Genomic DNA, 12,165 nt, shown 5'->3' with positions numbered 1-12,165 from the left:
TCGATCACTCGAACGGATTACCTACCGCGCCGGTGAGGTCTGCGCCTCATAGCGTGATCGTATGAACCACACACCGCGGACCCGCACCGTCGTCGGCTGCACCCTGCTGGCGACCGCACTCGGCGCGGGCGTCACCGCCTGCGGTTCGAGCGGCAACCCCCTGTCGGCCAAGCCGTACGACGCAGCGGGCCTGATCTCCTTCAACGGCCCCACCGGTGCAGGCAAGCGGGCCGACCCGGACAAGCCCCTGGAGGTCACCGCCAACGGCGGTGAGGGCAGCATCACCGATGTCACCGCCCAGGACTCCACAGGACGCTATGTGGCGGGCGAACTCTCCGCCGACGGCAGCAGATGGCACAGCACCGCCCCGCTGGCCGCCAACGCCCACTACACGGTCACGGTGAGCACCGAGGACCAGGACGGCGCACCCGGCCGCAAGGTCCTCACGTTCGACACCAGCATGCCCACGAGCAAGAAGCGGCTGACCGTCACCTTCGGGCCGGACGCGGGCGAGTACGGCGTCGGACAGCCCATCACCGCCCAACTCGGCCAGGAGGTGAAGGACAAGACGCAGCGCGCCGTCGTGGAGCGCGCCCTCCGGGTGGAGTCCACGCCGGCCGTGCAGGGCTCCTGGTACTGGGTGGACGACAAGGAACTCCACTACCGGCCCAAGGTGTACTGGCCCACCCACGCGACCGTCACCGTGCACAGCAACCTGGACGGCATCAGGATCAGCGACCGGCTGTGGGGCGGCGCGTCCAAGCCGCTGACGATCACCACGGGCGACCGGCTGGAGGCCGTCACGGACGCCGCGGCGCACCACATGACGGTCTACAAGGACGGCGTGCCGATCAAGGTGCTCCCCGTCACCACCGGCAAGCCCGGCTTCGAGACCCGCAACGGCGTCAAGGTCGTGCTGGCCAAGCAGTACTTCGTACGGATGCGCAGCACCACGGTCGGCATCGCCGCGGGCACCTCCGACTCCTACGACCTGCCGGTCTACTGGGCCACCCGGGTGACCTGGTCCGGTGAGTACGTCCACGCCGCGCCCTGGTCCGTGGGCTCACAGGGCTCCGCGAACGTCAGCCATGGCTGCACCGGCATGAGTACGGCGAACGCCGAGTGGTTCTTCGACACCGTCCGCGAGGGCGACATCGTCAAGGTCGTCAACTCCAGGGGCGACCAGATGGAACCCTTCGGCAACGGCTTCGGCGACTGGAACGTCGACTGGAAGAAGTGGAGCACGGGCAGCGCGCTGACGGGCGGCACACAGAGCGCCTCCGCCGAGTCGAACGCGGTACGGCTCCAGCCGACGGTGCTCTGAAGGGGCGCGGGGCCGTATGAACATGCGGCTCCGCCGTGCACACGCCCCGGCGCCCCCGGGCTACTAGGCGCTCAGCAGCCTCTTCTGACGGAGCAGCGACGCGAGGGCCGAGGCGAACTCCACGGGATCCACCGGCAGCGTCACCGCCGCGTCGGCCCGGCTCCAGGTGGCCAGCCAGGCGTCCTGCGGCCGCCCCATCAGCAGCAGCACCGGCGGACAGTTGAACACCTCGTCCTTGATCTGCCGGCACACACCCATGCCGCCCATCGGCACGGCCTCGCCGTCGAGCACGCAGACATCGATCCCGCCCAGGCCCAGCTCCCGGACGACCGCCTCCGGAGTAGCGCACTCCACGAACTCGACCAGGGGAACATCAGGAGCCGGCTTGCGGCCGGCGGCCAGCCGTACTTGCTCGCGGGTGTTGGAGTCGTCGCTGTAGACCAGCACCGTGGCGGTCGGCTGCATTGTTCCTCCGGGACGTCAGCGTCGTACGGACGGGACGGACAGGGCCGTTCGGGGCGGAGCTTACTCCCGCCGAAGTACCCATGAACACCACGTCAACACCGGTTCGGCGGGCAGCAACACTCCGAACGGCACCCCCCGGAGTGAGGGCGGGATAAGCGACCGACATAATGTCGGTCGTGGCGACAGCAACGACAGTAGAAACCGGGCACGCGCACCCGTCGGTCAACCGGCCGAACCTCACCAGCGTCGGAACCATCATCTGGCTGAGTTCCGAGCTGATGTTCTTCGCGGCCCTCTTCGCGATGTACTTCACCCTGCGATCGGTGACGGGTCCGGCGCACTGGAAGCACATGGCCGAAGCGCTCAATGTGCCCTTCTCGGCGACGAACACCACGATCCTGGTGCTCTCCTCGCTCACCTGCCAGCTCGGCGTGTTCGCGGCCGAGCGCGGTGATGTGAAGAAGCTCCGTGGCTGGTTCATCCTCACCTTCATCATGGGTGCGATCTTCATCGGCGGTCAGATCTACGAGTACACGGAGCTGGTGAAGAAGGACGGCATCTCGCTGTCCTCCGACCCGTACGGCTCGGTGTTCTACCTGACCACCGGCTTCCACGGCCTGCACGTGACGGGCGGCCTGATCGCCTTCCTGCTGGTCCTCGGCCGCACCTACATGGCCAAGAGGTTCACCCACGAGCAGGCGACCGCGGCCATCGTCGTGTCCTACTACTGGCACTTCGTCGATGTGGTCTGGATCGGCCTTTTCGCCACGATCTACCTGATCAAGTAGCCGGGACCGGCTCCCGCAATCCAGAAGCACCGACGCAGAAGATCCTGACACCGGGGTAATCCGTGAAAAAGCTCTCCGCACGACGACGCCATCCGCTGGCGGCGGTCGTCGTCCTACTCCTCGCGCTGGCGGCCACTGGGGGGCTGTACGCCGCGTTCGCACCCGCGGGCAAGGCGCAGGCCGATGAAACCTCCCAGTCCCTGACCATCAAGGAGGGCAAGAAGCTCTACGAGGTCGGCTGCGCCAGCTGCCACGGCACCGGTGGCCAGGGCTCCTCCGACGGGCCGAGCCTGGTCGGCGTGGGTGCCGCGGCCGTGGACTTCCAGGTCAGCACCGGCCGTATGCCCGCGGCCACCTCGCAGGGCGCCCAGGTCCCGCGCAAGAAGGTCGTCTACGACCAGACGCAGACCGACCAGCTCGCCGCGTACATCGCCTCGCTGGGCGCCGGCCCGAGCGTGCCGACCAAGGACCAGTACGGTCCGGACGGTGCGGACATCGCCAAGGGTGGCGAGCTGTTCCGCACCAACTGCGCGCAGTGCCACAACTTCACCGGCAAGGGCGGTGCCCTGACCAAGGGCAAGTACGCGCCCACGCTGGAGGGTGTCGACCCGAAGCACATCTACGAGGCCATGCAGACCGGCCCGCAGAACATGCCGTCCTTCCCCGACACCACCCTGACGTCGAAGAACAAGAAGGACATCATCGCGTACCTGCACGCGGTCGACAGCAGCGAGACGACGAACCCCGGCGGTCTGGAGCTGGGCGGCCTCGGGCCGGTCAGTGAGGGTCTGTTCGCCTGGATCTTCGGCCTCGGCGCGCTGATCGCCGTCGCCGTCTGGGTCGCCGCTCGGACCGCAAAGGCCAAGAAGTCATGAGTAGCCAAGACATTCCAGAAGAGAACCTGCCTGCTGAGCAGGACCACGCACATGGCGCGGTGACGGTCGCGGACGAGGAGAACCCGTTCTCCGACCCGGGTCTGCCGCCGCACGAGCACCGGATCCAGGACATCGACGAGCGGGCCGCCAGGCGGTCCGAGCGCATGGTCGCCCTGCTGTTCACGGTGTCGATGCTGGCCACCGTCGCCTTCATCGCCGCGTACCTGGTGATCCCGAACGACAAGTCGATCTTCGTCTTCCCGATCGGACACCTCAGCGCGATGAACTTCGCGCTGGGCCTGACCCTCGGCGTGGCGCTGTTCTGCATCGGCGCGGGCGCGGTCCACTGGGCCCGCACCCTGATGTCCGACGTGGAGGTCGCCGACGACCGTCACGCGATCGCGGCCTCGCCCGAGGTCCGGGCGAAGGTCCACGCGGACTTCCGCCAGGGTGCCAAGGAGTCGGCGCTCGGCCGCCGCAAGCTGATCCGCAACACGATGTTCGGTGCGCTGGCCCTGGTGCCGCTCTCCGGCGTCATGCTGCTCGGCGGCCTCGGCCCGGCCCCCGGGACCAAGCTCCGCCACACCATGTGGGCCAAGGGCAAGCGCCTGGTCAACATGAACACCAACCAGCCGCTGCGTCCCGAGGACGTCGCCGTCGGCTCCCTCACCTTCGCCAAGCCCGACGGGCTGGAGGAGACCGACGAGGAGTTCCAGAACGAGATCGCCAAGGCCGCGCTGATGATCGTCCGGCTGCAGCCGGGCAACATCAAGGACAAGCGCGAGCTCGACTGGTCGCACGAAGGCATCGTCGCCTTCTCCAAGATCTGCACCCACGTCGGTTGCCCGATCTCGCTGTACGAGCAGCAGACGCACCACGTGCTGTGCCCGTGTCACCAGTCCACCTTCGACCTCTCCGACGGTGCCCGAGTGATCTTCGGCCCCGCCGGCCACGCCCTGCCGCAGCTGCGCATCGGCGTGGACAGTGAGGGTTACCTCCAGGCGCTCGGCGACTTCGAGGAGCCCGTCGGTCCTGCATTCTGGGAGCGCGGATGAGTACTGCAGCGAACGAGACCCGCTCTCGCGGGAAGGCACCGGCCGGCGAGCGCATCGCCGACTGGGCCGACGGCCGGCTCGGGATCTACTCCCTGGCCAAGTCCAACATGCGCAAGATCTTCCCCGACCACTGGTCGTTCATGTTGGGCGAAGTGTGCATGTACAGCTTCATCATCATCATCCTGACGGGTGTGTATCTGACGCTGTTCTTCCACCCGTCGATGAACGAGGTGGAGTACCACGGCAGCTACGTCCCGCTGCAGGGACAGCTGATGTCCGAGGCGTTCAACTCGACCCTGCACATCTCCTTCGATGTGCGCGGTGGCCTGCTCGTCCGGCAGATCCACCACTGGGCCGCGCTGATCTTCCTCGCCGGCATGTTCGTGCACATGATGCGCGTGTTCTTCACCGGCGCGTTCCGCAAGCCGCGTGAGATCAACTGGCTGTTCGGCTTCCTGCTGTTCGTCCTCGGCATGTTCACCGGCTTCACCGGTTACTCGCTGCCGGACGACCTGCTCTCCGGCACCGGTGTCCGCTTCACCGAGGGCGCGATCCTGTCGATGCCGATCGTCGGCACGTACATCTCGATGTTCCTCTTCGGCGGCGAGTTCCCCGGCCACGACTTCGTCGCCCGGTTCTACTCGATCCACATCCTGCTGCTGCCGGGCATCATGCTCGGTCTGATGGTGGCGCACCTGATCCTGGTCTTCTACCACAAGCACACGCAGTTCGCGGGTCCCGGAAAGACCGAGAAGAACGTCGTCGGCATGCCGCTGCTGCCGGTCTACATGGCCAAGGCCGGAGGCTTCTTCTTCCTGGTCTTCGGTGTCATCGCGGCCATCGCGGCGGTCGCCCAGATCAACCCGATCTGGGCCATGGGCCCCTACCGGCCCGACCAGGTGTCCACCGGCGCCCAGCCCGACTGGTACATGGGCTTCGCCGAGGGTCTGGTCCGCTACATGCCGGGCTGGGAGATCAACCTGTGGGGCCACACGCTCGTCCTGGGCGTGTTCATCCCGCTGGTGCTCTTCGGTCTCGTCCTGGCGGCGATCGCGGTCTACCCGTTCATCGAGTCCTGGGTCACCGGCGACAAGAGCGAGCACCACATCCTGGACCGCCCGCGCAACGCCCCGACCCGTACCGCGTTCGGTGTCGCCTGGGTGACGGTCTACATGATCGGCCTGGTCGGCGGTGGCAACGACCTGTGGGCCACCCACTTCCACCTGTCGATCAACGCCGTCACCTGGTTCGTCCGGATCGGCTTCTTCGCCGGACCGGTCCTCGCGTTCATCGTCACCAAGCGGATCTGCCTCGGCCTGCAGCGCCGCGACCACGACAAGGTGCTGCACGGTCGCGAGACCGGCATCATCAAGCGCCTGCCGCACGGTGAGTTCATCGAGGTGCACGAGCCGCTCAGCCAGGAGCAGCTGCACACCCTCACCGCTCACCACCAGTACGAGCCGGCCGAGATCGGCCCCACGGTCGACGAGAACGGTGTCGAGCGCAAGGTTCCGGCCTCGGAGAAGCTCCGGGTCAAGCTGTCCCACGCCTACTACGGCGAGGACAACCAGATCCCGAAGCCGACCGTCGAGGAGTACAAGGAGATCACGAGCGGCCACGGCCACCACTGATCGCCGCGTCGCCACGCCACACTGAAGGGCCCCGTCCGGGTTACGGACGGGGCCCTTCGCCGTGCTCCTGGCTGGATAGGGTGGGATCACACTGTTCTTACGACATCAGGAGCGGCTCATGAGCGCTGTGACCCCCGCTGGAGGCGACACCGCGGCGGGCCGTTCCTGGCCCGAGGTACTGAACGCCCTGCTGGAGGGGCGCGACCAGAGCGCCGACGCCACCGCATGGGCGATGGACCGGATCATGCGCGGGGAGGCGACCGACGCGCAGATCGCGGGATTCGCCGTGGCCCTGCGCGCCAAGGGCGAGACGGTGGAGGAGATCACCGGGCTCGTACGCGCGATGTACGAGCACGCGAACGTCATCGAGGTGCCCGGACAGACCGTCGACATCGTCGGCACGGGCGGCGACGGTGCCAAGACGGTGAACATCTCCACGATGTCGTCGATCGTCGTCGCCGGCACCGGCGCGAAGGTCGTCAAGCACGGCAACCGGGCCGCGTCCTCGGCCTCGGGGGCGTCGGACGTGCTGGAGAAGCTCGGCGTCAATCTGAACCTCCCGCTGGAGCGGGTCGCGCAGGTCGCGGAAGAGGCCGGGATCACCTTCTGCTTCGCGGTGAAATTCCACCCGGCGCTGCGCCATGTGGCTGCGGCGCGCGGCCAGTTGGGCATCCGCACGACCTTCAACGTCCTCGGCCCGCTGACCAATCCGGCGAAGGTGCGGTCCCAGGCCGTCGGCGTGGCGGATCTCCGGATGGCGCCGATCGTCGCGGGCGTGCTCGCCGAGCGCGGCAACTCCTCGCTGGTCTTCCGCGGCGACGACGGCCTGGACGAGCTGACCACGACGTCCACCTCCCGGGTCTGGGTGGTCCGGGACGGCAAGGTCACCGAGGAGAGGTTCGACCCGCGTGACGTCGGTATCGACCTCGTCCCCGTGGAGGCGCTGCGCGGCGGCGACCCGTCGTACAACGCCGAGGTCGCCCGCCGTCTGCTGGACGGCGAGCAGGGCCCGGTACGGGACGCCGTCCTGCTGAACTCCGCGGCGGCCCTGGTGGCCCTGCACCCGACGGACGCCTCGCTCGCCGACCAGCTCCGGGCCGGCATCGCCAAGGCCGCCGAGTCCATCGACTCGGGCGCAGCGAAGCGGGTGCTGGAGCGCTGGGTGGCGGCGAGCAACGCATAGCGTTCGCCGGCGGTCGTCCCGCGATCCGGACTCGGGTTGCGGGACGACGATCTCTTCGCGTACGTTCCCGTACCAGGTCATGAGTGACAGTCATGCGGCCCCGGCCGACTGTCCGGCAACCCTCCGTCCGTGGCGGGGTGCCCCGGGTGAAGACCAGGCCGTAGGCAGCGAGGTCTACGGCAAGCGCGGACCCCTCGCGCCCCTTTGATTTTTTCCGCGAGGGCAGGGGTCCTGGTCGTCGAGGAGCCTTCCGTGAGCAAGCGAATGCGATAGGGCCGCCGAGCCCCGCCTCCGCACACCCTTTTCTCTTTCACGTTCTCACGGGAGTTCCCCATGTCCGTCTTCACCGCTGCCGCCGACCAGTCTGTTTGTGCCGCTCTGCCCGTTCTGGGTCGGGATGTCACCGTCCCGCTCGTCACCGGCGGCGAGGTCACCTACGCGGCCCTCGACTACGCGGCCAGCGCCCCCGCCCTCCAGCGCGTCTGGGACGACGTCGCCGCCTACGCCCCGTACTACGGCAGCGTCCACCGCGGCGCCGGCTACCTCTCCCAGCTCTCCACCGACCTGTTCGAGAACGCCCGCAGGACGGTCACCGAGTTCCTGGACTGCCGCGCCGACGACCAGGTGGTCTTCACCCGTTCCACCACGGACTCCCTGAACCTCCTGGCCCGCGCCCTGCCCGCCGACTGCCAGGTCTTCGTCTTCGAGACCGAGCACCACGCCTCCCTGCTGCCCTGGCAGGACGCCCAGGTCAGCTACCTCGACGCCCCGCGCACCCCGCAGCAGGCCGTGGCGACCCTGGAGCGGGCCCTCGCCGACCGCGACCCCTACGGACCGGCCCTGGTCTGTGTCACCGGTGCCTCCAACGTCACCGGCGAGCTGTGGCCGGTGCGCGAGCTGGCCGCCGCCGCGCACGCGCACGGCGCCCGTATCGTCCTGGACGCCGCCCAGCTCGCCCCTCACCACCCCGTGTCCGTCCGTGACCTGGACGTCGACTGGGTCGCCTTCTCGGGCCACAAGCTGTACGCCCCCTTCGGCTCCGGCGTCCTGGCCGGCCGCGCCGACTGGCTGCGCGCGGCCGAGCCGTACCTCGCCGGCGGCGGCGCCAGCCGCAAGGTGACCCGGCGTCAGGACGGCGGCGTGGACGTGGAGTGGCACGAGAGCGCCGCGCGGCATGAGGCCGGGTCGCCCAATGTCATCGGCGCCTACTCCATCGCCTCCGCGTGCAAGGCGCTCACCGAGGCCGGCTTCGACACCCTCGTCGCCCGTGAGCGGCACCTGATCGAGAAGGTGCGGTCGGGTCTGGCCGAGGTCCCCCAGGTCCGGGTCCTCTCCCTCTTCGGCGACGACGCCCCGCGCGTCGGCGTCATCTCCTTCGTCGTCGAGGGCTGGAACAGCTCCCACTTCGCCGCGGCCCTCTCCGCCGAGTACGGCATCGGCGTCCGCGACGGCCTCTTCTGCGCCCACCCGCTGGTCAGGACCCTGCTGGGCTCTGACCCCCAGACCCAGGGCGAGTGCGGGGCGCCGGAGGCGGCGCCGGGGGAGAAGTCCCTCAACGCGATCCGTGTCAGCTTCGGCGCGGGAACGCCCGACGAGCACGTGGAGCGTTTCGTGACGGCGGTGCGGGAACTGGTGACCGACGGCGCGAAGTGGACGTATCGCACGCAGGACGGCCGCTGTGTACCGGCGGTGAGCTGACCGGGCCGCGCCCCGCGGACGCCCGGGCGGTCTTCAGCCGGTCAGTTGTCCAGACCGATCGCGAAGGCCGCCTCGAGGTCGTGCTGCGAGTACGTCCGGAACGCGACATGCGTGTCCGTGGCCTCGACCCCCGGGATCTTGCTGATCCGCCCCGGAATCACGTCGGCGAGATCCTCGTGCCGGCCGACCCGGACCATGGCGATCAGGTCGTACGTACCGGTGACGGAGAAGACCTCGCTCACCGAATCCAGCGAGGCGATCTGCTCCGCGATCTCGGGGATCCGGTCCACGCTGGTCTTGATGAGGACGATCGCGGTGATCACGGCTGGTTCTCTCCCTCGGGTGCCGGGGCCGGTGCGGACCTCACTCTAGTGGTACGGCCGTAGCGGACCCACGCGTAGCCGAAGCCGAGCCCGAAGCCGACCAGGTGGGCCAGATAGGCCACCCCGGGCCCGGCGGAGGTCCGCTCCGCCGCCGCCCACTGCAGGGCCGCCCAGAACGGCAGCACGACCCAGGCGGGGAACCGGACCGGCAGGAAGAACAGGAACGGAAGAAGACTGGTCACGCGGGCGCGGGGGAACAGGTAGAGGAACGCTCCGAGGACCGCCGAGATCGCCCCGGAGGCGCCGACGAGCGACTGCGCGGAGGTGGCATTGGCGGCCGCGTAGCCCAGCAGGGCCAGATAGCCGCAGCCGACGTAGAAGAGGGCGAACTCGACCCGGCCCATCCGTTGCTCGGTCATCGCGCCGAAGACGAAGAGGAAGAGCATGTTGCCGAGCAGGTGCACCCAGCTGCCGTGCACGAACAGGGCCGTGGCGGGGGTCAGGGCCTCGCGCACCGGCCCGGCGAACAGCTCGGCCGGGACCACGCCCCAGCGCCGGAAGTACGCCCGCTGCGCGGCGAGCAGCGCGTTCCCGGTGCCGTACCCCGGCGTGAGACCCGAGGCCGGGCCGAGGGCGAAGAGCAGGCAGCACAGGGCGATGAGGCCGTATGTCAGGGGTGCCGAGCTGCTCCGGACCGCTCTGAGGGCCCTGCCGGTCGCCGTGCTCCACGCGCTGATCATGAATACAGAGCATGACGTAACGGGACGCAAGCTGACAGACCGCCTCGCCGCCGGGGCCTGTCCGGCGGATCGGGCCGCAGGCGCGCACGGCGCCTTATCGACGCAGGTGAGCGGGGTATGGTGCGTGCGGCTGCACGGCGGCGGACGGCGTCGGCGCGGAGCGCCCCGCGTCCACGGCTGGATCCGCCGGACGAGCCCTGGGGACGGGCCAGCGGCGAGTCCCCGCCAGGCCGTAGGGTTACGGCCACACGCGTCGGCCCGCGGCGCGCGCAGCGAGTACGAGCGACGACGAGAAGGAAGCGGACAGCCACGATGACGGTTCCCCAGCCGACCGCCACCACCCGATGGCGCTGCACCCTGTGCGGCAACCTCACCCGGTTCGATGTGAGCCGTTCCTCGAAGGTCGTCGAGTACATCCATCTCGATCTGGCCGGTGAGCCGACGGTGGAGGAGCGTGAGGTGGTCAGTGAGACCATCGAGTCGGTGCGCTGTCGCTGGTGCAACGCGGTGGACCAGGTGGAGCTGGTGGACAGGCCGGGTGCCGGCTCCTGAGCGGAGCGGCCCGCAGACGTGACGCAGAAGTGAAGTAGTGGGGTGTGACGGATGGTGGAGACCACAGGCGGGGGGCCGGGCGACGGCACCGCTGAGGTGCTTGACCGTCCGCTGCCCGACGGCGTGCGCCGGCGCGTGGTGCAGATCGTCTCGGAGGGCTTCGGCGGCCTGACGGTGACGGAACTGCCCGCCCAGCTGAGGCAGTACGCCCGGTTCGCCCCCAATCGCCGGGCCAAGTTCGCCGGTAACGCCATGGCGGCGGCGCTGGAGACCGATGCGCTGTTCCGGCAGCGGATCGGGGAGAAGCTCAGAGAGGTCCAGCCGGAACTGGCCGGCGCTCTCGACTCCGGCTCCCCGCCCCCGGCCGCGGACCCGCTCGACGTGGCGGCCGCGGCCTACGTACTGCGCCCGGCGGGCTGGGTGAAGCTGGTCACCGCGGCCGGCGAGGAGGCTCAGCGCGCCGACGCCGAGCGCGCGGACGACGAGAGCCGGGCCGAACTGGAGCGGCTGCGCGCCGAGCTGGCCCAGGCCCGCGACCACACCCGCGCCGAGACCGAACGGCTGCGCGCGGAGCTGGAGTCGGCGAAGAAGGAAGCGGAATCGCTTCACCGTAAGCTCCGGGCCGCCCTCAGCGACGTCAAGAGGGGCGAGGCCGCGCTGCGCAAGGCGCGCGGCGAGATGGACGCCGTACGGGCCGAGGCGCAGACGCAGGTGTCGGCCGCCGAGAGCGAGTCCCGCCGGCTCAAGGCGCGCCTCGGTGAGGCCGAGGCCGCGCTGGAGGCCACCCGCCGCGCGGCCCGCGAGGGCCGCAGCGTGGAGGACATGCGGGTACGGCTGCTGCTGGACACCCTGCTGGAGGCGACTCAGGGCCTCAGGCGCGAACTCGCCCTGCCGCCGGTGTCCGTGCGGCCCGCCGAGACCGTGGACGCGGTCGAACCGGGACGAATGACACCGAAGGACATCGCGGCGCGCGCCCTGTCCGAGAACGATCCGGCCATCCTCGACCAGTTGCTCGCGCTGCCGCAGGCGCATCTGGTGGTCGACGGCTACAACGTCACCAAGACCGGCTATCCGCAGATGCCGCTGGAGAAGCAGCGGCTCAGGCTGCTCGGCCAGCTCTCGGCGCTCGCCGCGCAGACCGGCGCCGAGGTGACCTGCGTCTTCGACGGCGCCGAACTGGCCGCGCCGGTGCTGCTCGCGCCGCCGCGCGGGGTGCGGGTGCTGTTCTCCAAGCCGGGGGTCACGGCCGACGAGCTGATCCGCCAGCTGGTGCGCGCGGAGCCGCCGGGCCGTCCGGTCATCGTCGCCTCCACCGACCGCGAGGTGGCCGACGGGGTCGCCAAGGCGGGTGCCCGACCGGTCGCGTCTGCGGTGCTTCTCAAGCGGCTGTCCTGAAGGTCCAACGGGCGTAGGCAATGCCCGGATTGGTCGGATCGTCACGCAACGTAGTGTCAATCGCAGATCACTCCATGTGAGTTGAGTGCAAAGAATGCATTGCGTGATGGGATTTTCTGGTGTGAGGATTTGAACT

At 69.3% G+C, this 12,165-nt stretch carries 12 protein-coding genes and 1 riboswitch; of the genes, 9 read left to right on the top strand and 3 right to left on the bottom strand.

Translation table 11 applies throughout. The annotated features are described in order from the left end of the window. Nucleotides 1-61: 61 nt before the first annotated feature. Entirely contained in the window at nt 62-1,324 is a 1,263-nt protein-coding gene (locus tag AB0L75_RS20550) for an Ig-like domain-containing protein (protein WP_365182680.1), read from the top strand. Nucleotides 1,325-1,387: 63 nt separating this feature from the next. Here AB0L75_RS20550 and AB0L75_RS20545 read toward each other — a convergent pair whose 3' ends face one another. Further along, nucleotides 1,388-1,789, bottom strand: coding sequence for a hypothetical protein (locus AB0L75_RS20545; RefSeq protein ID WP_365182678.1), 402 nt, complete (start codon nt 1,787-1,789; stop codon nt 1,388-1,390). 167 nt (nt 1,790-1,956) lie between these two features. On the opposite strand from AB0L75_RS20545, the gene AB0L75_RS20540 reads away from it, so the two are divergent. The 6 genes from AB0L75_RS20540 to AB0L75_RS20515 all read left to right on the top strand — a co-directional run bounded on the left by AB0L75_RS20540 (nt 1,957) and on the right by AB0L75_RS20515 (nt 9,019). Then, nucleotides 1,957-2,577: a heme-copper oxidase subunit III gene (locus tag AB0L75_RS20540; protein WP_365182676.1), complete on the top strand. Its 621-nt coding sequence runs from the start codon at nt 1,957-1,959 to the stop codon at nt 2,575-2,577. A 62-nt stretch (nt 2,578-2,639) separates the two neighbouring features. Next, a complete protein-coding gene (locus AB0L75_RS20535; protein ID WP_365182675.1) occupies nt 2,640-3,452 on the top strand; it encodes a c-type cytochrome in 813 nt (270 codons plus the stop codon). Continuing rightward, nucleotides 3,449-4,507: a Rieske 2Fe-2S domain-containing protein gene (locus AB0L75_RS20530; RefSeq protein WP_365182673.1), complete on the top strand. Its 1,059-nt coding sequence runs from the start codon at nt 3,449-3,451 to the stop codon at nt 4,505-4,507. The genes AB0L75_RS20535 and AB0L75_RS20530 overlap by 4 nt, the downstream gene beginning before the upstream one ends. After that, entirely contained in the window at nt 4,504-6,138 is a 1,635-nt protein-coding gene (locus AB0L75_RS20525) for a cytochrome bc complex cytochrome b subunit (protein WP_365182671.1), read from the top strand. The genes AB0L75_RS20530 and AB0L75_RS20525 overlap by 4 nt, the downstream gene beginning before the upstream one ends. Before the next feature lie 118 nt (nt 6,139-6,256). Next, nucleotides 6,257-7,321 carry an anthranilate phosphoribosyltransferase gene (gene trpD, locus AB0L75_RS20520; protein WP_365182669.1) on the top strand — a complete coding sequence of 355 codons (1,065 nt, stop codon included), beginning with the start codon at nt 6,257-6,259 and terminating at the stop codon, nt 7,319-7,321. A 75-nt stretch (nt 7,322-7,396) separates the two neighbouring features. Then, nucleotides 7,397-7,513, top strand: a riboswitch (SAM riboswitch). Nucleotides 7,514-7,654: 141 nt separating this feature from the next. Then, entirely contained in the window at nt 7,655-9,019 is a 1,365-nt protein-coding gene (locus AB0L75_RS20515) for an aminotransferase class V-fold PLP-dependent enzyme (protein ID WP_365182667.1), read from the top strand. Between the two features lie 41 nt (nt 9,020-9,060). Here the strand turns inward: AB0L75_RS20515 and AB0L75_RS20510 are convergent, their stop codons facing one another. Together AB0L75_RS20510 and AB0L75_RS20505 are read right to left on the bottom strand one after the other, a co-directional pair. Continuing rightward, nucleotides 9,061-9,342: an Lrp/AsnC ligand binding domain-containing protein gene (locus tag AB0L75_RS20510; protein WP_365182666.1), complete on the bottom strand. Its 282-nt coding sequence runs from the start codon at nt 9,340-9,342 to the stop codon at nt 9,061-9,063. After that, complete coding sequence (locus tag AB0L75_RS20505) at nt 9,339-10,082, bottom strand: rhomboid family intramembrane serine protease (protein WP_365182664.1); 744 nt, start codon at nt 10,080-10,082, stop codon at nt 9,339-9,341. The genes AB0L75_RS20510 and AB0L75_RS20505 overlap by 4 nt, the downstream gene beginning before the upstream one ends. Before the next feature lie 312 nt (nt 10,083-10,394). On the opposite strand from AB0L75_RS20505, the gene AB0L75_RS20500 reads away from it, so the two are divergent. Both AB0L75_RS20500 and AB0L75_RS20495 read left to right on the top strand, forming a co-directional pair. Then, complete coding sequence (locus AB0L75_RS20500) at nt 10,395-10,634, top strand: hypothetical protein (protein WP_365182662.1); 240 nt, start codon at nt 10,395-10,397, stop codon at nt 10,632-10,634. 51 nt (nt 10,635-10,685) lie between these two features. Next, entirely contained in the window at nt 10,686-12,029 is a 1,344-nt protein-coding gene (locus AB0L75_RS20495; RefSeq protein ID WP_365182660.1) for an NYN domain-containing protein, read from the top strand. The last annotated feature ends 136 nt before the right edge of the window (nt 12,030-12,165 follow it).

Origin of the sequence: Streptomyces sp. NPDC052101 (assembly GCF_040680235.1) — a bacterium.
In the GTDB taxonomy this organism is placed as follows: domain Bacteria; phylum Actinomycetota; class Actinomycetes; order Streptomycetales; family Streptomycetaceae; genus Streptomyces.
The sequence above is the reverse complement of the archived record's forward strand: the minus strand, read 5'-3'. Positions and strand labels throughout refer to the sequence as shown.